The organism is Bacteroidota bacterium (genome assembly GCA_016718825.1).
Taxonomy (GTDB): Bacteria; Bacteroidota; Bacteroidia; order J057; family JADKCL01; genus JADKCL01.
Genome location: JADKCL010000007.1, coordinates 72027 through 93253 on the forward strand (window position 1 = coordinate 72027; position 21227 = coordinate 93253).

Here is a 21227-nt window from a genome sequence, read left to right on the forward strand (position 1 = left end):
CTATGCGATTTGCACCATTTTTGAAGCCGGGCGACAAAGTTGGACTTCTGAGTCCCGCCCGCAAGATCAGTCCTGAAGAGGTGGCCCCTGCCATGGCGAGCCTGCAAGAGTGGGGACTCATTCCCGTTTTGGGGACACATATATATAGTGTGTCACGGCAGTTTGCCGGAACCGACGCCGAGCGCATCGAAGACATGCAAAAAATGATTGATGATCCCGAAATCAAGGCCATCCTTTTTTCGAGAGGAGGGTACGGTTGCCTTCGGATTGCCGATCAAATCGATTTTTCCAGGCTCAAGCAGTTTCCCAAGTGGTTGGTGGGATTCAGTGACCTCACCGCTTTTGGCGCAGCCATGCTGAAGGCTGAGGTGGCGAGCATTCACGGGCCGATGTGCATTTCCTGGAACGGCAAAACGGCAGACCCGATCTCGCGCGGGCATCTGCGCGAAATGTTGATGGGCAACGTGCCCAAGTACAGTTATGTCCCGTCCAATCCCGATGCTTGCCGCACCGGACAAGGAACCGGCCGACTTGTTGGAGGCAATTTGAGCATCCTCAGTCAGCTCATCGGTACGCCCCATGATATCGACACAAAAGGGAATATTCTTTTTATCGAAGACATCGACGAGTATCTCTACCACATCGACCGGATGATGATTCATCTCAAACGCTCCGGCAAGCTCAAAGGACTTGCAGGGCTCATCGTGGGGGGATTCAATGACATCAAAGACAATGAAATCCCATTTGGCGCGACCATCGAAGAAATTGTGCGCGATGCCGTCGGAGCTTCCGATTTCCCGATTTGTTTTGGATTTCCGACAGGCCATTGGCCATCCAATTATCCCTTGGTGGTGGGTGCCAAGGCGACATTGAGTGTCAGTCACGCGATGGTTGAGCTAACGATGGAGCTCAAGTGATGGTGCGCCACGTGGTGCAAACTGCCGATGGCTCGCATTCCTTGTTTGTTCCGGAATTGGATGAGCATTACCACAGCCGCCACGGTGCGCTCCAGGAAAGCCGTCATGTGTTTATTGAAATGGGCTTGCGAAGGTTCGTGGATCAGGCCGAGCCGATTCGTATCCTCGAAATTGGTTTTGGAACCGGGTTGAATGCCTTGTTGACGGCCTTGGAATGTTTTCCCAAAGGTCTCGAAGTGGAATACTGGACAATTGAGCGGTATCCGCTGACGAAAGAAGAGCTTGATTTGCTCAATTATCCTGACTTGGTCGGGGATGATAGCGCAAAACGCATTTGGGATTTGATTCATGCCGCCGATTGGGAATCCATGACGCCGATCGAATCGGGTTTCAGCATTTGTAAGCGCAACGCCAAAATCGAAGAATTTGACATTCCTTCGCAAGTCGACTTGATCTACTTCGATGCCTTCGCCCCGGAAAAGCAACCCGAACTCTGGACCGAAGCCATTTTTCAGAAGATGTACCGACTGCTCGACGACGGCGGATTGTTGACGACCTATTGTGCAAAAGGCGACGTTCGCCGCGCCATGATTGCCGCCGGTTTCCAGGTCAAGAAGGTTCAAGGCCCGCCAGGAAAAAGGGAAATGCTGATTGCCACCAAAAATGCGCACTAGATTTCTCTAGGTCAATGGGCTTAGTTATCAATAATTTATGCGTACAAGCCCGTCATTCACCCTCGTCCAATATCACCCCAGCCGTTCATTCCTAGTTTAGCTTCGCTGAACTTCGTTTTCATTTCTAATTTCTAATTCCTCATTTCTCATTCCCCCGCCACCCACGTAAATTGCACCCATGTCCACGCCCAAGGTAAATGAAGCGGTCAGAAAGCAAGTGCGTCAGTTCTTCAATCAGCTGACGTTGATCTTCATTGGTTTTATTGGGAGCATTTTTCTGTTTTTGCTCTCGGTGCTGATCGGCGCCCAATCAGCTGATCCCAAGTCGCATGATCTGGACACCGTTTTGTTCATTTCCGCGCCACTGTCCAGCATGGCTTTGATTTTGATTTCCCATCGTCTTTTTCTGGCACGGGCAAAGTCTGCGCGCGAGGCCCAGAAGCTCTATGAGAAGATGGATGCCTACCGTGGCGCAACCGTAGTGCGTTTTCTATTGCTTGACGGAGCAGCATTCGTACAATTGATCGCCTTTTTCCTGACTGAAAACCGGATTTTCCTTCCGATTGCCTTGGTCGTAGCCACTTTATTCATGTTGTACAGGCCTGGCTTGGAGCGTTTTATCAAGGACATGGAACTCAACGAGGTGGAGGCCCAAGTGATTCGGGATCATTCGCAGCGTGCCTTGGTGCCTTGAGGAGGGCCCCTTAAAATTTCGTGCACCTTTTCCCTTCGAATACGTATTTTTAGGTACGATGAAAATCAAAGGTACCATGACCCATGTCCCGCTTTCCGGAGGATTTTGGGGAATTGAAGCAGAAAATGGCCGCCGTTTTCGCCCTGTAGGTCCTGTTTCCGAGGAATTTCTCATTCAGGGACTGCCGGTTGAGGCCAAAGTGAAGGAATCCAAAGGATTTTCAATTTTCATGTGGGGCACCGACGTCGAGGTGCTTTCCATCCAGAAACTAGAACGCTAAACAAACCCGATTCCAATGGAAATCAAATTGATACACATCCTGGGCCCCGTTTTTGCTACGGTCGCCATGTTTTTTTACGGGCGCGCCTTGGTGGACCGCGACAAAGGCCGGCAGGTCAATATCTTCCCAACCCTGATTCTGATCGGTGGGGCCTTGACCTTCATTTTCTTCACTGCGAATGGCACCCTGCTCGACAGGATTTGCTATCTGCTGCTCGATATCGGCATCGCGATGATCATCGATTCGCGCTATTTGGCCTACCACCGTGCCCACCCCAAGGTGTTCTGGGTTCCGGGATTGCTCGCGGTGATGATTTCCCTCGGAATTTGGGGCACAGCTTGGGCCTTTGGATGGAAAATCACCACGATGTGGCAGCAGCCAACCACGCACGCCTTGGAGAGCAAAAGTGGCGAAATCCTGCTTGAATTGGGCTCCGACGACGAAATCAATGAGCTCGAAGGGCTGATGGAAAAATACGACGCCACCTATTCACGCGCTTTTCCGATGATCTCCGAAGACGAAGACGGCGACCTCGCACAATTTTATCTTGTGGATGTAAAAGACGGGGATCGCGTCGGTGAATTTCTCTCCGAGGCGAATGCCGACGATGAAAATATCGACGATGCGGCACTCAATGGCCCCATGCAACTCGAACTTCCACCTTCCAATCCCAATTTGCTCTCCAATCCTGCCGGGGATTTTCTCGCGAATGACCCTGACATCACGCAGCAATGGTGGTTGCAGCTCGCGGTCGCGAATGGCGTGCACGAAATGTTGCGGGACGCAAGTCCCAAGCGCAAAGCCATTGTGGCCATTATCGACACAGGCGTCGATGGCGATCATCCGGATTTGCGGAAAATTTTCGGAAAAAGTCCTGGAGATACCGACGGGCATGGTCATGGCACGCATTGCGCAGGACTCGCGGGCGCAAGCACCAACAACGGGCTCGGCATGGCAAGCTTCAATTGGGAAGGCCGCTTCATCGAAATCCGGGGTTATCAAGCATTGGGCAAAAACGGGCAAGGCACCGACTACTCGGTCGCCTCGGCCATGATGGCAGCCATCGAAGATGGCGCCGATGTCTTGTCCATGTCGCTCGGCAGCAATCGGCCGGCCCCCAAAGTACAGCGCGAAGCCGTCGAATATGCACTGCGCAAGCGTTGTATTGTCGTCGCCGCAGCCGGCAACGATTACGGCAGCGATGCGCGCAAACATAGCCCCGTGGGCGTGAAGGGCGTGATCGGCGTCGCCGCTGTCGGGCCTGATTTTCAGCGCACTACGTTCAGTAACATCAACACCAACCTTGGAATGCCGATTGCAGCACCGGGCTTGGACATTTTTTCCACGATTCCCGGCGGAAACTACACGTCTATGAGTGGCACGAGCATGGCCACCCCGATCGTCTCGGGACTCATCGGTGTCATGCGTTCGATCGATCCAAGTTTGGATGCCCCTGCAGCATGGAAGATTCTGAACGAAACAGGCCGGACGGGTCCTTCCTTTGAAGAAGTCGGTGCCGTCATCGAACCGTACGCTGCATTAGCCCGGGTACTGAAACGTTAGCGGCCTCTTTTGCGGATCCGATTGCCGCAGGTATCGCTTGGTTCACTTCATTTTTCAATTGGCCGGGCTTTTTCGGATATTTGCCGAAAATCCCGTGAACATGAAAAATGCCATTCTGGCTTTTCTTTTTCTCTTTTCTCTCGTTGCCTGCAAAAAGCCGCAGGAGTCCATTGCCACCAAAATCAAAAAGGCCGATCATGTAGAGGTCACCTTTTTTGCCGACGGTCAGCAGGCGAGGCCCATTGTTTTTTCCGACGCGGCAATGCTCGATAGCCTTTCCAAGTTGGTCTCCGACACGCCGATGGAACCCAAGGGCTGCGCTTCCGATGGAAAAATCAGTTACAAAAAGGGTGATTCGCTCATTTTTGAAGGCGAATTCAGTCTTGGTAAGGAATGCGGACACATTGCATTTACCGACGGTGGAAAAAATGGCGCCTTACAGCTTGCCTCATTGCCCATGAACCTGCTCACGCGTTTGAAAGCCAAGCAAGAGTCCTCCAAGCTTGAAAAACTTGGATGGTTTATTGGGAAATGGACGCAATCCGAAGGGCCCGATTTGACCAGCTACGAGCAATGGACCCGCGCAAATGATCACCTTTTCAAAGGTCGGGCTTGGACTTTATACCATACCGACACCGTGCATTCCGAAACCATCGAATTGCTTTGGGAGGGTGACGACATTTTTTACATTCCGACGGTCAAGGGAAATGCCGGCCCGGTTCGGTTCAAATTGACAGAAAACAATGGCCAATCCGCTGTCTTTGAGAACCCCGAGCATGATTTCCCGACCAAGATCACGTATGAAAACCGCGGGGATTCGATGCTGTACGCCAAAATTTCCGGGATGGTCAAAGGAAAAGAAGTTGCCAAGGAATTTCCGCTACAGCGGGCAAAAGACTGATTGTTACCAGAATCCTCCATTGCAGCAGCCATTTGCGTAGATTTGCCGAATTCAGAAAATAGATATGAAAAGGACATTCAGCAGGATATTTTTCACACTTTTTGTAGGCTTGGTGCTGCTTTCGGGCTCTGCCACAGCGCAGTCCACCGTCGCCAATCGCATGAAGGAACACATCGTGTACCTGTCGAGCGATCAGTTGGAAGGCAGGGAAACAGGCAAAAAGGGTGAGGAAGTCGCCGCGGCCTACGTCGTGGAGCAGTTTAAGGGAATCGGCCTGCAACCCAAAGGCATTGACAACGGTTGGTTGCAGCCTTTTGGCTTCATGAACCTGCTCAAGCCAAAGCCCGATTGTGCCTTCAGCCTCGATGGCAAGTCGATGAAAATCACCGAAGACTACATCATTTTTCCGCAAAGTGGCGACGGTGCACTCTCGGGAATTCCCGTTTATGTTGGCTTCGGAATCCAGGCTCCCACCTTGGAGCATGACGATTACAAAGCGGTGGATGTCAAAGGAAGGGTCGTGTTGATTGACCGCGGTACCCCTGATGCCGACGACCCCCATGGCAAATTCGGAGAATATGCAGCCATTGATCTGAAAGTAGAGACGGCGATCAAAATGGGAGCATCCGGAATCATATTCGTGGATCCGACCAATCAAGCACTTGAAGCTCCTGTCGTCAATTATAGCCGCAAATCCGTAAGAAAATCAATTCCAATCGTTTACCTCGCCAATACGAATGCAAAGGCGGTGACCGGGAAAACGATTTCCGCAAAAGTCGGACTCGACGAGGAAAATCTGACCGGCCACAATGTGATCGGCTTCATGGACAACAATCGTCCTTACACCGTCGTCATCGGCGGGCACTACGACCATTTGGGCTTTGGTGATGACGGTTCGTTGCACCGCGGCGAGCCTGCTGTGCACAACGGCGCCGACGACAACGCATCCGGCACGGCATTGGTCATCGAATTGGCGCGTGCAATCGCCAATGAAAAATCCTTGCACCAATTCAACTACCTCTTCATGACCTTCTCCGGCGAAGAAAAGGGACTTTATGGCTCCAATTACTTCTGCAAAAATCCGACGATCGACCTCGCCAAGGTGAGCTGCATGCTCAATTTTGACATGGTGGGCCGTCTCGATCCGGAAAAGAATACCCTTGGCATCAACGCCGTCGGGACCTCGCCCTTCTGGAAAGAAGCGATGGCAGGCATTCAAATTGACGACATGAAGGTCAAAACGGCCGAAAGTGGCGTCGGCCCCAGCGACCACACGAGCTTCTACCTCAAGGATTTGCCCGTGCTCCATTTCTTCTCTGGAACGCACAGCGATTATCACAAACCGAGCGACGATGAGAACCTCATCAACTATGACGGGGTGGACAAAATCTACCGCTATGTATGGGCTTTGCTCGTCAAAATGAATGAAAAGGGCGAAAAACTCGCCTTCACGGCGACCAAAAACGACGAAGAAGGCGAGGCGCCACGCTGGAAAGTAAGTTTGGGCGTCGTTCCGGATTACCTGTTTGATGGCGAAGGCATGCGCATCGACGGCGTGACCGAGGGTAAGCCTGCTGCCAAAGCCAAATTATTAGCTGGTGACATCGTGATCAAAATGAACGACGACGAAGTCAAGGACATGATGAGCTATATGCGTGCCTTGGCCAAGTACAACAAAGGCGATACCATCACCGTCGTTGTGTTGCGCAAGGGCAAGGCCAAGAAGAAGAAACTGACGTTCTAAGGCCTTAGCGCGAAAGGTAAATCACAAGAAGTACGAGCCACCAACTGAGGAGTGCCGCATTGAGCAAGATGCCAATCAGGGCAGGTAGCCGTTGTTTGTCCCGTTCGAAATACCCCAAAATGCCCAGCAAGGTTCCGAAAATCGTCACCAAGGGAGGGAAAACCGTATTGAGAACAGGGATCACGTTGGTGTAATGCAAGGCAAACAAGATGCCGGCAAACACTGCCAAACCAATTGCCAATTTCCCAAATGAGCTGCGTCGCATCTTCGTTGCTTTTCCGCAAAGGAACGCCAACGACGGGATTCAAGCAAATATGAGCTGCAAAGAGGCTATTCTTCGGATTTTTCCTCGATTTTAGCTGGCCACTCAAGTTTCATCCGTTTGCCGGGTTTGAAATGGTCGACCTTCTCACCGTTGACGGTAATCTCGCCTTTTTCCTCCAGGATCTTGATCTGAATGTTCTGCTTGGTTGTGGGTACGAATTCGACATTCGCGACGCCGAGCCAGCCCTGACATGCTCATATTGCCCATTTTTCTTCAAAATGCTTGTACATGTCGGCGGTGGTCCCGGTTTGGAAGGCTTCGCCGGATTGCGATTCGAGTTTGAGTTCGATGAGATTACCGCGGCGGGCGACAACGGTGGCTTCGAGGTTTCCGGTCTGCGCGGGTAAAACCCCAAAAGCAAATGCAACGGCAATCAAAAGGAGGGTAAGGTGTTTTTTCACTGGATGCTAGATTTTGACCAGTGTACGTTGAATGTCAACGATGGTTGAATGCGATGGATCAGGCGCCTCCCCGTAGCGACTTTGATTAATTCATTCGCCTGAAATTCAGGCTATTTGCATTTGTAGGAATATTCTTCTGTTCCCTTTTCGGATCCGTCGAGGTACTTCAACGTACATTTCAGCGGATAGCCTTCCGGATTGTAAGTGCATTCGCGGGTATGGCTGAAATCCTCGTAAATCCCGTCTAAGTCATTGTGTACCTCCTTGGCTACCAAAAACTTTGGCTGATTTGGAAAACACAACGGATTGTATTCCGGATTTCTTTTGTCAGTGTATTCGTATAGAATTGTCATCGAAGGCGCGCTGTTGCTATCAGGATAGTTTTCAAAACGCTCCTGTTTGACCATTTTTTCACCTTCGTAGGAAAATTTGCTGAATTCAGCGACGACTGTATCTTCCAAAAAGGGCGTTTCAAACGTCGTAAAGCGAACAACCTTTCCTTCTGTATCATAGTCATACGTATGGTAGAAATGGCTCACGCTCAAATCATCATAGTCAACGAAGCCGATCATGCGATTGGCATCGTCATGAAAATAGAGGAAGGAGAAGCCACGGGATTCCATCGAATTCAAGACTTCCAAGCCATAATTGTACTTTTCGGAGTAATACCCGCCTTCCGTAGAGGGGCGGTCGACTTGTTTGAGCTGCCCGGATTTCTTGTCGTATTGATAAAGTGTGGTGTCGATACGGCCCTCCAACGCCTCGATCTTGCGGGTCAGTTGGCAGGTCTTTTGTGCCGAAGCGCTGAAACCCAAGGTCAACATCAGGAGAAAAAGGGCGAATTGACTTTTCATGCAGTGTAATCTTTGAATTCAAGGAGTCAGACTTCAAATATCTGGAAATCTCGGGTTTTTTGCACCGTTACCGCCAATGCGGCACCTCGTCCAGCGGATAAATCGGCCGCGGACAATCCACGTAGTCCAATTGAAACACATCAACATTGGTGATACCGCGCGTGATCACGTTCACGGTCCGGCGATTGTACTTGACCATGCGGAAGCGGAAGGGAAATAAATTTTTGACGACGACAATGTCAGCTTTCCAGAGATTGATGCCCAAGCCGGTGAAATCCGAGGCAAAATAGGCAGGAAAAGGCATTTCGGTGAGGATCACATGGATCCCCTGATGCTGCAAAATGGTCGTTTTGCCCCATTGGGTGTCGATCCGCTGCGTGACTTTTCCTTCGAATGCGATGGGCGGATTGTGCTCCGGATCAATGCGCCCGCCAATGTTGAGCCGAATCGTGGCGCCGCGTTCGGCACGCCAAGCTTCTTCTGCTGCCTCCGGATCACGTATCGGAACATAACTCCGCAACTGCGGTGCATGCTTGAGCAAGGCCGCCAGAATATTCGTATTCGCGCCCGGCGCCCCGGCGCCTACGGTATCGCTGATGTCGCAGAAGACGACCGTCCCCAACATCCGCCGGAGGCGCGAACGTTTGGCAATCTGAATTGCAGCCTCGACCGATTTTGGAATCGGATGTTTCCGGTCCCGAATGGCCCAGCAGCGATCCGCCAACTCGTCGGCGAGGCGGTCTGCAAGTGCTTGATCGTTGTCCGTGCTGATCACCACGCTCCAGCCCATCTGTTCGTCGTCCATCCAGATGTGCACCCAAAAATTCGCAGCCACCAATACGCCCGGCATCCGTTCCATCTGCTTCATCCGCCGGATGATCCCGCGCATCGGCTGGAAAAAATCGATTCCCCAGCCGCCGCCTTTCAGGATCGGCAACTTGCGAAAAGCGGTGACGGGCTTGATTTCGCCCCGGACCATGCGCATCAGCACTTGGCCCGCCTTGCGTCCCACGCGCCGGAAATCCCGGTGCGGATTGGTATGGTAACCCACGATATAACTCGCCAATTCGACATTTTCCCGGGTCACATTCGCATGCAAATCAAAGGAAACGGCCACCGGAAAATCCATTCCGACCACCTCCCTCACCGCCCGCAGCAAAGCTGTCTCCGGATCGCGCATTCCCACGACGCCCATCGCGCCGTGCATCGAAAAGTAAATGCCGGCAAGGCCTTCGATTCCCTGAATTCCTTTGACCGCCTTGTCCAGAAATTCTTGAAAAACTTCAGCCTCGACCGGCCCGCCGGACCAAGCCCAGGCTGCGTAAATCGGCACGATCTCAAATTCGCCGTTCCCATATTTCTGCACTGCTTCCCGGAATCCGTAGGCCTGGGCTTTGTATTTGTCGGCAAAGGCCCAAACGGCCTCGCCTTCGCAGTAGGCAAAGCTGTGAAACTCGCGCATGGTGGTCGTGAGACTGCTGAATGAGTTCGTTTCCTGATGCAGCTCGATGAACGCAAGTTTTTTGGCCATGCGCGAAATTAGGCAGGAATGGCGGAATTGCCGTTCCAATACTGGTTCTCACCGCAATTTTTGGAGGATCCTGTGATGCAAATTCGAAGCGGATGCTTATTTTGACATCCAATCACCCTCGGCGGCCTGCCGCCCAACGAAATTTGGCATGGAAAAAAGAAAAGTTACATCGGAAGGCTATTTCCGGCTGTTATTGATTTTGTTTGCTGCGATGCTGTTTTCGCAGTTTACGCTCGTCGGGACCATGATTTTCCTGCAACAAATGGGCGAAATCCATCTCGACGAGGCGGGATTGTCCACTACGATGATGTATGCATTGATTGCAGCGGCAACCGTTGGCTTGCTTGCCAGCAATGTCGTCGGCAACATGTTGATTGTCAAGGCACGCTCCAAGCCGACCTTGTCTGAAAAGCTGCGTGGCTACCAAACCGCCTCCATTTTGCGCTACGCACTCCTTGAATTTCCGACCGTCGTTGGGACATATGGCTTTTTATCCACCGGCCAATATTGGTTTTTCACCTTTTCGGCGGTCGCAGTAGCCCTTTTCTTGATGATCATCCCGCGCAAGGAGAAAGTCTGCGAAGTTTTGCAGCTCAACCATGACGAAATTGCCCTGCTCAACGATCCCAAGGCGGTGATCATGGAGTATGAAACAAGCGCTGACTGAGGTTATTTTGCAGCCGAATTTTCTTGCAAATACGTGTTGGCCCGGAGAATCGCATTTTCGCGCACATCCAGCCAAAACAGGTTGTAATCGGCGATGTGGAAGTTGTTGCTGCTGATGATGCTTGTTCCTTTGACATCCGGTTTGGTGACCCAGAGATAGCCACCGTGCACTTGCGTTTTTAGAGCGCCTTCATAAACTTCATCGTAGCTGCCCATCACCGTTCCTTTGTGGGAATTCAGTTCCGAGGGGAGCGTATCCATCCGCCACGTGATCGGGTTCACGACCGTCGCACCGTCATACCATTGCGGATGTTTGGGCGCCGTCCCCCATTCAAAGCTGCACCATGAGGCGAAACAGCCCGTTTGCTCGGGCGAAGAACAGGGCTTCAACACAGAAAAGGTATCCGCCGGGACCGGCCATCCGGCGATGTAGGCCGCAACCAATTGATTTTGAAGCGGCTTGTCGTCAAAATAGTCCTTGAGCAAGTGGATGGCATGCGCCGAACCTTGACTGTGGGCGACGATCATGACCGGGCGACCTTGGTTGAAGTTCGCCATGTAATACTCAAAACTGGCTTTCAGGTCGCAATAGGCTGTATGAAAGGCTTTTCCGTTGGAGACGCGGTCATCGTTGTCAAAAAAGGCGCCGAGGACCATTTGGCGGTATCGGGGAGCAAAGACGCGCCCGGCACCATTGAAGATGCTGGCTTGGTGCTTGATGGTCGTTTTTTCAGTGCGGCCATTAAGTTTTGCATCCGTCAAGTCGCCATTCCATTCTTTTTTCCCAAACAATGTCGTCGGATGGAGGAAAAATACATCCACTGCGGATTCTGATTGCCCATCCTTGAGTGATGGGAGGGGAGTTCCATCTGCGAAATCCTTTTTCTCAGGATGTGCGGCCCAATTTTCGAGGTTGCCGTAATCGGGCGGAACCGGGCATGACTCCTCGCTCCAGGATTTTTTGGGTGCTTTGGTGAAACTGCATCCGGCGATCAAACCGGAAAATGACACAACGAGGGCAGTGACTGCGAAGATTTTGGAATTAGCTTTCATCGAGGCGCAAAATTAGCCAAAATGAAAGGATTTGGGCAGGGACTAAAAAGAAAAAAGGGTCAGGAACGGGCGTTCCTGGACCCTCAAGAATTATAATACGGAATTAATGTCTTTTTTACAGCAACAACAAGAAGTTGTCTTTGAGATAACAGGTGCAAGATCATCGGTTTTTTGCGCGCCCCGACATGCGTTTTTGCCCAATAATTTCTGAATAACCCTGTGGATTGTACAATAAACTAAACATGGAGGCAGAGGCCAATGTGCTGGAAAATGTGCGTTTTTTCAAAAGAATGTCTCCGCCAGAATGTGCATCCTTGCGGAAATGAACTTATTTTTGATTCAATAACTTAAGGGTTTGAAGATTTTGGGATACACGCGTCTCTGCTTGTTGCTTTTGGGAGGACTCCTTGTCCTATCCAGTTGTCGTTCGCACAATGCTGCCTTGTTGGATGCGGTCGAGCGGCAGGAGGTGGGCAATGTGAAACGCCTGCTTGATGGCGGAGCAAAGGCAGATGTCCTTCCCGAGGGCGGTTCCATGTTCCCGATCGAATCGGCCGCCAAAGGCGGAAATCCGGCGATCGTGAGGCTGTTGTTGGAGGCTGGCGCATTGCCCGATGCTGCAAAAGGAGACAAGTCTCCGCTGTGGTGGGCCATGCTCAACGGCCATCAGGAAGCCGCAGTCTTGCTCCTCGACGCGAATGCAAAGTTTGACGGTCCTGCCATCGACGGGATTTCGCCGTTTTACTTTGCTGTGATGCAAGACTATACCGAGCTGGTTACCAAAATGATCGCACGTGATGCGGATGTCTACGCGCCCGGTCCGCAAGGAACACCGCTGCATGAAGCTGCCGAAAATGGAAATCTACCGCTCGTGCGACTGCTCGTTGCGACAGGCGCGGAACCCAATCGCATCAATGACTTGGGCGAGTCGCCGATTTTTCTCGCCGTGGCAAGTGCGCATTGGGAGGTCGTCGAATGGATGGCGGCTCACGGCGCCAACATCAATGCGACCAACAATTTGGGGCAAACCGTTCTGCACCAATGCGCTGCAAAATCCGATTCGATGGCAATTATCAAGCTTTGTGTCTTGAAGGCAGATCCCGAAATCCAGAATTTTGTGGGCGAATGCCCGCTGCACGTCGCAGCTGCCAAGGGGAACCTTCCGGCCGCGCGCGCCCTCATTGAAGACTGCCACGCCGACCTCAATCCCCGCGATCACCACGATCTCAGCCCCGCCGGGCTCGCCTACCGTGAAGGCCAATCCGCCATGGTAGAATTCCTAACGGAAAGAGGAGGAAGACTTCGGTGAATGAAAATGAGAAAGTTAAAAACTCAATTCCTAACCTGATTCTCAATTCTCAATTCTCAATTCTCCATTCTCAATTCCCCATTCCCCATTCTCATCATTTCTTGATAAATTCTGAAAACCAGTTTCCTGAGTCCTTGATGCGGCGTTGCTGGGTTTTGTAATCGACGTGAACCAAGCCAAATCTTGGCATATAGCCTTCTGCCCATTCGAAGTTGTCCATGAAGCTCCAGACGAAATAGCCAGCGACATTGACGCCTTCTTGCTTGGCTTTCAGGACTTGGGCAAGATAATCCTTGAGAAATTGGATGCGCCGCGGGTCGTGAATGTGGTCGCCGTCGACTTTATCGGGAAATGCGACACCGTTTTCTGTGACGATGATTTTTTTCACGGTCGGCATGGCGGCGAAGCGTTTCAGCAACGTGTAGATGCCTTCGGGATAAACTTCCCAGCCCATGTCGGTGAGGTCCTCTTTTGCGACGCCAAACTTGACGGGCTTGACGACATTGGCCCGGATGAAGGGAATTAGCGAGGATTTGACGACTTGGCGGGTGTAATACTGCAGACCGATGAAGTCATATTCGAAGGCCAATTTTTCCGCATCGCCCGGCTCCATGTGTTTGTGAATGCTGCGAATCAGGGGCAAATCCTCCGTCGGATAACCCAATCCGCATGCCGGATCGATGAAAATGCGGTTGATCAAGGCATCGACACGTTTGGCGGCCTCGATATGTTTGGGCTTGTCTTCCTTGGGATGGATCGGGCTCGCGCTGATGGTCGTGCCCACGTGGGCATTGGGCACATTGGCGCGAATGATGCGGCCGCCTTCGGACTGACACATGGCGGCATGGTGGCAGGCGCGCACAAATGCACGGATGCTCCTGCGCCCTGGCGCATGAATGCCCAACAAATAGCCCAAACTCGTGAATGCCAACGGCTCATTCAGCACCATCCAGTCCTTGACGCGGTCACCTAACCTGCGCGTCATCAAGTCGGTGTATTCGGCAAAATGGCCCAGAATGTCGCGATTGACCCATCCGCCTTTGTCTTCCAACGCTTGCGGCAAATCCCAATGGTAGAGCGTCATCCACGGTTTTACACCCAATTCAAGGGCCTTGTCCACCATGCGCTCATAGAAGTCGATTCCTTTTTCATTGGGCGTGCCTTTTCCTTCTGGCAAAACCCGTGACCAAGCGATCGAGCACCGGAAATTCTGAAGGCCCATTTGCTGCATCAGCGCGATGTCTTCGGGATAACGGTGGTAAACATCGCAGGCATCGTCGCCATTTTCACCGGTTTTGATCTTCCCTTTTTTGTGGCTGAAGGTGTCCCATACCGAAGGGCCTTTGCCGTCTTGGTTCCAAGCGCCTTCGATTTGGTAGGCCGCTGTGGCTGCACCCCAAAGGAAATCCTCCCCGAAGTCGCTGCCCAACATTTCTTGTTCAGCACTCCAGTTCAAGGCTTTACCTTGGCCTGCCAACAATCCCGCGCCGACTAATCCGGCGATTTTGAGCCATTCTTTGCGATCCATGCTCCAAAATAGTGATTTTGTCCAGACGGGCGACGATTTCGAAGTGCATTCATTCTTAAATGGTGATCCTTTGACGCAAACGGCGATTCTTACCGAATTTGCTGCAAAACGACCTGCAATTTTGTATTTTAGCCAGCATGAAACGGTCGGAATTCCTCAAAGCTTTGGGCCTTACCGGTGTAGGCATCCTTGGATTGCGTCATTGGATCGAAGCAGCATCGAGTTTGCCGCCAACCGAAGGGCTGATGCCCGCCTTGTTTGTAGGTCATGGCAGCCCGATGAACATTGTCGCCGACAATGATTTCACACGCGCACTTCGGGCTTTGGGTCCGAAATTGCCGCGTCCTAAAGCTATTTTGGTCATTTCTGCGCATTGGTTGACCCGCGGTAGTTTTGTCACAACCAGCACAAAACCTGCAACCATCCATGATTTTTTTGGATACCCCGACGAATTGTACAAAGTGAGCTATCCAGCGTCAGGTTCACCGGCATTTGCCAAGGTAGTTTGCGATGCCATCGTGAAATTTGACCCGATGGTGGACCAGGATCGTGGTTTGGACCATGGTGCTTATTCCGTTTTGATGCATCTTTTCCCGAATGCCGATATTCCAGTGCTGCAACTAAGCATCGACCGCGCAAGAAGTCTGGAGGAAGTTTACCGCATCGGAAAGCTGCTGCAACCCCTCCGCGCCAAGGGTATTTTGGTGATCGGAAGTGGCAACATTACCCACAATCTGGGTCTGATGGCCAAGGAAGAAGATGCCGTCGTCCCGGAATGGGCAGAAGAGTTTGACATTCGTGTCAAAAATTTTCTGGAAAGACAAGACGACAAAGCCTTGATCAACTATTCCAATTGGGGCAAAGTCTCCGAATTGGCGCATCCTAGCAACGACCATTTTTTGCCTTTGCTGTATGCGATTGCTATGCGCGGAGAATCCGATTCACTCAATTTTTTCCACGAAGGATTCAGCTACGGCACATTGAGTATGCGAAGTTTCCAAATCGGATAAGAATTTATTGCTGAAAATCAGTGCTTTCCCAAGGCTTCGGCCTTCATTTTGGCCTCATGCTCTTCCTTGAAAAAGCTATGTTTGTCGTAGTGCTTTTCGACATTTTCCGGCACGCCTTCAGACTGGTAATCGGCGAGGGTGCGGCGCGGAACGGTAATGGTGACCTTGTTTCCGTTGGGAGCAGTGCCCCGAACGCGTAGGCGGTCTCCATCCTCCAAAATCGACCTGACATAGACCTTGGAGCCCTTGCGCAGTCCGCGGGCATTGCGCGCACGGGCGACAATTCCGTAACCGGTGATGGCAAAGGTTGGCTTTTCGGAGCCTTCGGATGGCGCAGCGGTTTTGCTGGCAGCCGGACTTTTGGAGCTTGGCGCAGGCTTGGAACTTGAAGCGGGTTTGGACGCTGGCTTCGGACTGCTTTCGTTTTGTTCCTTTTTGAACAGAAACGGAAAAATTTTCTTGAGAAAAGACATTCTAATTAATGCTTTATGTATCGAACCCCAGAGCGGCACGTTTGTACGATGCGCTTCGGGGAGTGACAGATTCAAAATGTTGCCAAAATCGGCGGGGTCGAAAACAGGGGAAAGCAAGTTTGCATTCAGGCCTCCGACTTCGAGCCAAATTTAGGGAAATTCGGAAAAGGAAAAAATTGCTGAAAAGAACAATTGCCCCGCATATCATGGCACCGTTCAGCGTCATGTCATGCAGGGCATTGATCTGTGATTCTTTCCTGGCTGCTGCCTGCAAATTTTCCTAGGACAATCAGGGGAAAACAATGTGAAATTAACCACAAAAGAACTTCAGGCAGCAGCCAGAAAAGTTGGTTTCGACCTTAATCGAGCGTTTTGAGGGCAGTCAAATATTCATCAAAGCGAGTTTCTTCCATCGTGACCTGCACGATTTTGTCGCCGTCATCATTGGGGAGACGCGTCATGCCGAGGTAGGGCATGGCATTCTTGAATCCGATCACTACGATCCATCCATCCATTTTTTCCGGAACCCGGCCAAAACGATGAAGCTGTCCCGTGGTAGGCTTGCCGGCCATGATCGAATTGATATCTGTGAAGGCGATGAAGGCGCGGGTGCTTTCATAAGCGACACGGCCCGTCAACCTGACCTTGATTTCGCGGTGATTGTTCCCAGCGAATTCGTTGGCAGCAACCTTGTTCAATGCATTCCAACCCAATTCCTGGATCAGATATCCTGAGATCAATTCAGTTCCGGCTTTCTGGAACTTGCCTTTGCGGAGGCCTTGGAAATACTTGTTTTTCCCGTTGTGGCCAAGGATGAGGTTGTCTTCCAAAGAGCTCACAAAGACTTGCCGCAACTTCGCAATGCGAATCAACCGTTCGGTTTCCTCTTTGCTGACGCTGCGGTAAAGGAGTTGCCGCCTTGCATCTGCCTTTGTGAGATCGACTCCGAAATCATTGTAGTTTTCGGTCGTGGTGAGCATTTGCTGGGCAAACGTGTTGAAGTAGGCAATCTCTGCATCCTGGCTTTTGCGGCCTTTTGCATCGACAACGAGTTGATTGGCAACCATTTGGTCCACTTTCCAAAGCTCCTTGTCCAAGTTGTCCAAGTACGTTGCCAATCCGGCTTCATAGTAACCCATGTCGCGCATCACGCGCATCCGCTGCCTGAATTCGCGGGTAGAAACCCAGGAGTTGGAGAATTCCGGATAGGTTGCCAATTGGTTGAGGAGCACATTCCAGTACTTTTCGCCATCGCAATCGCACCAGAATTCGTCGAGATACAGATTTTCCAACGGCATCAAGATCATTTTCTTTTGCCTGCCTCCGACCGGCGCCAAGCTGATCTCACCCTTGTCGTTGCTGTTGCCGTGGTACAACTGCATGTCATGGGTTTCGACATTGCGATTGGGCGCAAACTCTACATAGATGTCTTTTCCAGGGGCCAATTTGAGGCGACGACCTGCAGCGGTGGCATCGATGTACACCGCTCCGCCAGCAACCAATTGTTGTCCGTTGGAAAAAGTCGTCAGATTGGAATTCAAATAATCCGAGCGGTTGTAGACTTCCTTCAATTCGACTTGAACCGTTTGCGTCACCGATTCACCGCTCGCTGCATCGACAAAAGCGTTGCGTGGAATGTGCAACAATGTGCCTTTGGGGCATTGCAGCAGGTGGTCATTGTTGGGCTCAAGCTGATAAAATCCACTTTGGGTGGCGGTCTGCGAATAAAGTTCCCGCAGTGGGAACGGATCCATTTCACGCACCGGAATTTCGAATGCCGGCGTGGTGACCGTCAAGCCAACATCGTTGGAGGCGGTAGGGTAATCAGGGTACTTGGAACCCTTGACCGGAGTTTTCCGGGTTGGAATCCAGCCATTTTGAGTGGTCAGACCCTGATTTCCCTTACCTGTGCCTAATTCTCCTGTGGGCAGAAGATTCAATTCAGAATTACCGTCTCCGAGCAGACTAGATAAGTTTTCATCGGCGGGCGCCTCCGTTTCGGGATAGTCGCCGGCATCGCCGCCAAGGGCAGGAGTGCTACCGATTGTATTTTCATGGACTTGCGGATTGGGCAAGCCGGAATTTTCACTGGAAAATGGGCTGAATATCAGGAGGATTGCAGTCGTGAGCACGGCAAGGGCACCCAAGCCATAGAAGCCGTAGCGGAAAATTTTTCCCGGGCTTGTCGGGCCGGGAACTGGATTGGCCGGGAAGTTGGCTTGCAGCTTGGCGATCATCTCGGCCTCCTTGGCTGCCGAAGGCGTGATCTTGGGCGGTTGTGCCAGCACGGAGTTGGTCGCCATTTCCATCAGGCCTTCGCCATCCGGACTAGCGACATCATGCTCCGCGAGGTAGCGCCTCAGGATTTCGTCAAGAGCATCGTGTGCGTTATTTTTTCCTTGGAAGTCCATTTCGCGTTTCAATCCTGACCGACGGAGGTGAGTGCCTCCTCGACCAGCTTTTCCAATTTTGTTTTAGCCCGTTGATGGTAGACCTTCAACTGCTCGGCAGGCTTGTGCACATACCTTGCAATCTCGGTGTAGGGCATGTCTTGGCTGCGCAACAGGAGCAATACACGCTCCCAATCGGGCAATTTCGCAAGGCAAGCATCCAAAATCTGCATCAGCGAGTCTCCCGCAGTATCCGGTTCACGGAAGGCATCCATCGAGGCCTCCACCATCAGCTCCTGCACTTTCCGTTCCGTCTGCATCAAAGGATCACTTTTGGAAGCCTCGAAGTTCTGCTCATTGAATGTGCTGAAACTGAGCTTCTCTTCCCGCTTCTTGTTGTCGCGGTAATGCCGACGGAGGTTGTTGCAAAAGATCGTGAACAGAAAACTGCCAAATTTTTTCTCCGAGTTGAATTCGTAGCTGTCGATTTTCTCTACGGTCTTGTACAAAGTCTCGTAGATCATGTCCCAAGCTGTGTCTTCGTCGAGGTGCCAAGAACTCAAAGCATAGGAATATAGTTTACGTCCATACCGCTCATACAAGATCTGCACGGCCTTTCCGCGCTGTGCTCTCAGCAACTCGTATGTGGGGGTGTCCTGCGCTTTTTGCATCCTGATTCTCACTCAGAAACTGATAAATCTAAAACAATTTGGTAACAACGCGTAGGGTGGATACGGCGACAACTTGTATTGGTTGTTGATTTGTTGGGGAATGCTCCAATTTTTCGACGAAATGATTACTGGGTGATGATTTTGTTGCGGAAATGCCCATTGGTGGCGCATTTTCTAATCGAATTCATATTTGAGGACTTCAATGAGGGCCATCCTGATCAGTTTTTGGGAATGAAGTTGTATATTTGCTTATCATGGCACTAGAAATAAGAAGAACCCCAGTGTTGACGGGAGAATCGGCGAAGCGCTTTCTCAAGGAGATTAAGACTGTCAAGGCCAAATTCTCCAAAAGGAAGATTGAAGCAATGATGGCGCAGACGGCCCAAATGCGAAAAAATGCAAAATTTTAGAGATGATCGATCTCGCACTGGACTGCGAATGGCACAAACTAACGCCGTCAAATCCGATTTCTGAGTTTGATTGTGGGAACGAAGACCTGAACGACTTCTTTCGTTCCGATGCTTTGCAGTACGCGGAGCAACTCCTAGGTAGCACTTATTATTTTTCGACCAAGTCCGGAGGTGAAATCGTTTGTGCCTACACGCTTTCAAATGACAGTATCAAAACCTATGACTTGCCCAACAATCGAAAAAGGAAAATCCGTGATGGAATTCCTAGAGAAAAGCATATTCGATCATTCCCAGCGACATTGATCGGACGATTGGGGGTCAGCAATAAATTTAAAGCTTCGGGTATAGGTTCGCAGCTCATGATGGTAATCAAGATAAACTGCATACAGGAAGACGGGGACCGTTGTAGATTTCTAGTCGTTGATGCTTACAACGAAGCTCAAGTCCTCCGATACTACGAAAAGAATGATTTCAAATTTCTTTTCAGCTCCGAAGATCAAGAGAAGGAATACCACCAAATGGATGGAAGTCAAATTTTAAGAACAAGGTTCATGTATTTCGACTTGCTAGCCTTGCGCTAGTTGCCGCAAAATCATCAAACTTGTCCTAATTGAAATTTCCTCGAGAGCCACCCCCTCGAACTGCTCCTCGCCCTCGCTCTCACGCTCCCTCTCACACTGTTATTCCACCCATTCTGCCAAGAACACATTCGTGTCGTGGCCGCCGCCGTTGAAACGGTTGCTGGAAAATGCGACGTACTTGCCGTCAGGGGAGAAGATCGGAAATGCATCAAACGTACCGTCGAATGAGATTTGCTCCAGCCCAGTTCCGTCCACATTGATCAGGAAAAGGTTGAACTGACGGCCTTTTTCGCCTTTGTGGTTGCTGGCGAAGATAATTTTCTCGCCAGAAGGGTGCCAGCTCGGGGCCCAGTTGGCCTTGCCGATATTGGTCACTTGCTTCACATCGGATCCATCGGCATTCGCAACGAATACTTCCAATGCGCCCGGCTCGACCAAGCCTTTTTTCAGCAAGTCTTTGTAGCTCTTTTGATCTTCAGGCGTCGTAGGACGCGAGGCGCGCCAGACCAACTTCTTGCTGTCAGGGGAGAAGAAGGCACCGCCATCATAGCCCAACGTATTGGTGATCTGCGCCGGATTGCTGCCATCGATGTTCATCGTCCAAAGTTCGAGGTCGCCGCTGCGCGTCGAAGTGAACACGATTTTTGTTCCGTCAGGTGAAACGGTGCCTTCGGCATCGTAACCCTTTGTGTTGGTGAGCTGACGGTTGAAATTGCCTTTCAAGTCGGCAACAAAAATGTCATAGGTGTCATACACCGGCCAGACATATTTGCCATCGACCTTGCGCTCAGGCGTTGGTGGACAGGTGTCGGCGGCCAAATGTGTCGAGGCATACAGGATTTCCTTGTCGCCGGGCATGAAGTAGGCACAGGTGGTACGGCCTTTTCCTGTGCTGATGCGCTGAGGCACGGCACCGACGGTTCCTGCAATCGGCATCATGAAAATTTGATCGCATTTGGCATCCCATTCGGCAAAATCGCTTTGGAAGGAGAGCATTTTGCTGTCGAAGCTGAAATAAGCCTCGGCGTTGTTGCCGCCCTTGGTCAATCGGCGCACATTTTTGAAGTGGCGCTCGCTTTCATAGCGCAGGGTATCCGGAATGCTGTCCACCTTGGTGGAGTCCTGACCTTCGCCATTTCCCTGTTTTGCGGTTTCGTTGCAGCTTGTTGCCAACAAGGCCGCCATCAATACGAGAAGCGCGGCGCCGGATTTCATTACAATTTTCATTTTCAAAATGCAGATATCAAATGCG

At 51.2% G+C, this 21227-nt stretch carries 21 protein-coding genes; 11 read left to right on the plus strand and 10 right to left on the minus strand.

Features of this window, described 5'->3' with window-relative positions:
* Positions 1-2 precede the first annotated feature (2 nt).
* The 7 genes from IPN95_09875 (at position 3) to IPN95_09905 (ending at position 6773) form a co-directional block, all read left to right on the plus strand.
* A complete protein-coding gene (locus IPN95_09875; protein ID MBK9449707.1) occupies positions 3-917 on the plus strand; it encodes an LD-carboxypeptidase in 915 nt (304 codons plus the stop codon).
* Positions 917-1591, plus strand: coding sequence for a tRNA (5-methylaminomethyl-2-thiouridine)(34)-methyltransferase MnmD (gene mnmD / locus IPN95_09880; GenBank protein ID MBK9449708.1), 675 nt, complete (start codon positions 917-919; stop codon positions 1589-1591). Before IPN95_09875 ends, mnmD begins: the two co-directional genes overlap by 1 nt.
* Before the next feature lie 178 nt (positions 1592-1769).
* Positions 1770-2285 carry a hypothetical protein gene (locus IPN95_09885; protein ID MBK9449709.1) on the plus strand — a complete coding sequence of 172 codons (516 nt, stop codon included), beginning with the start codon at positions 1770-1772 and terminating at the stop codon, positions 2283-2285.
* A gap of 58 nt (positions 2286-2343) precedes the next feature.
* Entirely contained in the window at positions 2344-2565 is a 222-nt protein-coding gene (locus IPN95_09890; GenBank protein ID MBK9449710.1) for a hypothetical protein, read from the plus strand.
* A 15-nt stretch (positions 2566-2580) separates the two neighbouring features.
* The gene (locus IPN95_09895) at positions 2581-4128 is read left to right on the plus strand and encodes a S8 family serine peptidase (GenBank protein MBK9449711.1); all 1548 of its coding nucleotides are present in this window, start codon (positions 2581-2583) and stop codon (positions 4126-4128) included.
* Between the two features lie 100 nt (positions 4129-4228).
* Positions 4229-5029 carry a hypothetical protein gene (locus tag IPN95_09900; protein ID MBK9449712.1) on the plus strand — a complete coding sequence of 267 codons (801 nt, stop codon included), beginning with the start codon at positions 4229-4231 and terminating at the stop codon, positions 5027-5029.
* 64 nt (positions 5030-5093) lie between these two features.
* Positions 5094-6773: a M28 family peptidase gene (locus IPN95_09905; protein ID MBK9449713.1), complete on the plus strand. Its 1680-nt coding sequence runs from the start codon at positions 5094-5096 to the stop codon at positions 6771-6773.
* A 4-nt stretch (positions 6774-6777) separates the two neighbouring features.
* On the opposite strand, the gene IPN95_09910 is transcribed toward IPN95_09905, so the two are convergent.
* The 4 genes from IPN95_09910 to IPN95_09925 all read right to left on the minus strand — a co-directional run bounded on the left by IPN95_09910 (position 6778) and on the right by IPN95_09925 (position 9884).
* Positions 6778-7038, minus strand: a complete 261-nt coding sequence (locus IPN95_09910) for a hypothetical protein (GenBank protein MBK9449714.1) — start codon at positions 7036-7038, stop codon at positions 6778-6780.
* A 254-nt stretch (positions 7039-7292) separates the two neighbouring features.
* Positions 7293-7499 (minus strand): hypothetical protein, encoded by a 207-nt coding sequence (locus IPN95_09915; protein ID MBK9449715.1) that lies wholly within the window; start codon positions 7497-7499, stop codon positions 7293-7295.
* A 110-nt stretch (positions 7500-7609) separates the two neighbouring features.
* Positions 7610-8353, minus strand: coding sequence for a hypothetical protein (locus IPN95_09920; GenBank protein ID MBK9449716.1), 744 nt, complete (start codon positions 8351-8353; stop codon positions 7610-7612).
* Between the two features lie 67 nt (positions 8354-8420).
* A complete protein-coding gene (locus IPN95_09925; GenBank protein ID MBK9449717.1) occupies positions 8421-9884 on the minus strand; it encodes a M81 family metallopeptidase in 1464 nt (487 codons plus the stop codon).
* A 148-nt stretch (positions 9885-10032) separates the two neighbouring features.
* Between IPN95_09925 and IPN95_09930 the strand changes: the two genes are divergently transcribed.
* Positions 10033-10551, plus strand: a complete 519-nt coding sequence (locus tag IPN95_09930; GenBank protein ID MBK9449718.1) for a hypothetical protein — start codon at positions 10033-10035, stop codon at positions 10549-10551.
* Between the two features lie 2 nt (positions 10552-10553).
* Here the strand turns inward: IPN95_09930 and IPN95_09935 are convergent, their stop codons facing one another.
* Complete coding sequence (locus IPN95_09935) at positions 10554-11603, minus strand: DUF3089 domain-containing protein (protein MBK9449719.1); 1050 nt, start codon at positions 11601-11603, stop codon at positions 10554-10556.
* A 355-nt stretch (positions 11604-11958) separates the two neighbouring features.
* On the opposite strand from IPN95_09935, the gene IPN95_09940 reads away from it, so the two are divergent.
* Entirely contained in the window at positions 11959-12912 is a 954-nt protein-coding gene (locus tag IPN95_09940) for an ankyrin repeat domain-containing protein (protein MBK9449720.1), read from the plus strand.
* 94 nt (positions 12913-13006) lie between these two features.
* Here the strand turns inward: IPN95_09940 and IPN95_09945 are convergent, their stop codons facing one another.
* Complete coding sequence (locus tag IPN95_09945) at positions 13007-14344, minus strand: beta-glucosidase (protein ID MBK9449721.1); 1338 nt, start codon at positions 14342-14344, stop codon at positions 13007-13009.
* A gap of 341 nt (positions 14345-14685) precedes the next feature.
* Between IPN95_09945 and ygiD the strand changes: the two genes are divergently transcribed.
* On the plus strand, positions 14686-15450 hold the full coding sequence (ygiD, locus tag IPN95_09950; GenBank protein MBK9449722.1) for a 4,5-DOPA dioxygenase extradiol: 765 nt from the start codon (positions 14686-14688) through the stop codon (positions 15448-15450).
* A gap of 17 nt (positions 15451-15467) precedes the next feature.
* On the opposite strand, the gene IPN95_09955 is transcribed toward ygiD, so the two are convergent.
* From IPN95_09955 to IPN95_09965, 3 genes are all read right to left on the minus strand, one after another.
* Positions 15468-15923: a hypothetical protein gene (locus IPN95_09955; GenBank protein MBK9449723.1), complete on the minus strand. Its 456-nt coding sequence runs from the start codon at positions 15921-15923 to the stop codon at positions 15468-15470.
* Between the two features lie 359 nt (positions 15924-16282).
* Positions 16283-18334, minus strand: coding sequence for a hypothetical protein (locus tag IPN95_09960; protein MBK9449724.1), 2052 nt, complete (start codon positions 18332-18334; stop codon positions 16283-16285).
* An 8-nt stretch (positions 18335-18342) separates the two neighbouring features.
* Positions 18343-18984, minus strand: a complete 642-nt coding sequence (locus tag IPN95_09965) for a sigma-70 family RNA polymerase sigma factor (GenBank protein MBK9449725.1) — start codon at positions 18982-18984, stop codon at positions 18343-18345.
* 412 nt (positions 18985-19396) lie between these two features.
* Between IPN95_09965 and IPN95_09970 the strand changes: the two genes are divergently transcribed.
* On the plus strand, positions 19397-19975 hold the full coding sequence (locus IPN95_09970; GenBank protein ID MBK9449726.1) for an N-acetyltransferase: 579 nt from the start codon (positions 19397-19399) through the stop codon (positions 19973-19975).
* A 99-nt stretch (positions 19976-20074) separates the two neighbouring features.
* Here the strand turns inward: IPN95_09970 and IPN95_09975 are convergent, their stop codons facing one another.
* The gene (locus IPN95_09975) at positions 20075-21190 is read right to left on the minus strand and encodes a PD40 domain-containing protein (protein ID MBK9449727.1); all 1116 of its coding nucleotides are present in this window, start codon (positions 21188-21190) and stop codon (positions 20075-20077) included.
* Positions 21191-21227: the final 37 nt, after the last annotated feature.

Bases quoted from the DNA above. Each gene is read 5' to 3' on its own strand.
- IPN95_09875 (MBK9449707.1), top strand. From the start codon at position 3: ATGCGATTTGCACCATTTTTGAAGCCGGGCGACAAAGTTGGACTTCTG.
- mnmD (MBK9449708.1), top strand. From the start codon at position 917: ATGGTGCGCCACGTGGTGCAAACTGCCGATGGCTCGCATTCCTTGTTT.
- IPN95_09885 (MBK9449709.1), top strand. From the start codon at position 1,770: ATGTCCACGCCCAAGGTAAATGAAGCGGTCAGAAAGCAAGTGCGTCAG.
- IPN95_09890 (MBK9449710.1), top strand. From the start codon at position 2,344: ATGAAAATCAAAGGTACCATGACCCATGTCCCGCTTTCCGGAGGATTT.
- IPN95_09895 (MBK9449711.1), top strand. From the start codon at position 2,581: ATGGAAATCAAATTGATACACATCCTGGGCCCCGTTTTTGCTACGGTC.
- IPN95_09900 (MBK9449712.1), top strand. From the start codon at position 4,229: ATGAAAAATGCCATTCTGGCTTTTCTTTTTCTCTTTTCTCTCGTTGCC.
- IPN95_09905 (MBK9449713.1), top strand. From the start codon at position 5,094: ATGAAAAGGACATTCAGCAGGATATTTTTCACACTTTTTGTAGGCTTG.
- IPN95_09910 (MBK9449714.1), bottom strand. From the start codon at position 7,038: ATGCGACGCAGCTCATTTGGGAAATTGGCAATTGGTTTGGCAGTGTTT.
- IPN95_09920 (MBK9449716.1), bottom strand. From the start codon at position 8,353: ATGAAAAGTCAATTCGCCCTTTTTCTCCTGATGTTGACCTTGGGTTTC.
- IPN95_09925 (MBK9449717.1), bottom strand. From the start codon at position 9,884: ATGGCCAAAAAACTTGCGTTCATCGAGCTGCATCAGGAAACGAACTCA.
- IPN95_09930 (MBK9449718.1), top strand. From the start codon at position 10,033: ATGGAAAAAAGAAAAGTTACATCGGAAGGCTATTTCCGGCTGTTATTG.
- IPN95_09935 (MBK9449719.1), bottom strand. From the start codon at position 11,603: ATGAAAGCTAATTCCAAAATCTTCGCAGTCACTGCCCTCGTTGTGTCA.
- IPN95_09945 (MBK9449721.1), bottom strand. From the start codon at position 14,344: ATGTTGGGCAGCGACTTCGGGGAGGATTTCCTTTGGGGTGCAGCCACA.
- ygiD (MBK9449722.1), top strand. From the start codon at position 14,686: ATGCCCGCCTTGTTTGTAGGTCATGGCAGCCCGATGAACATTGTCGCC.
- IPN95_09955 (MBK9449723.1), bottom strand. From the start codon at position 15,923: ATGTCTTTTCTCAAGAAAATTTTTCCGTTTCTGTTCAAAAAGGAACAA.
- IPN95_09960 (MBK9449724.1), bottom strand. From the start codon at position 18,334: ATGGACTTCCAAGGAAAAAATAACGCACACGATGCTCTTGACGAAATC.
- IPN95_09965 (MBK9449725.1), bottom strand. From the start codon at position 18,984: ATGCAAAAAGCGCAGGACACCCCCACATACGAGTTGCTGAGAGCACAG.
- IPN95_09970 (MBK9449726.1), top strand. From the start codon at position 19,397: ATGATCGATCTCGCACTGGACTGCGAATGGCACAAACTAACGCCGTCA.
- IPN95_09975 (MBK9449727.1), bottom strand. From the start codon at position 21,190: ATGAAATCCGGCGCCGCGCTTCTCGTATTGATGGCGGCCTTGTTGGCA.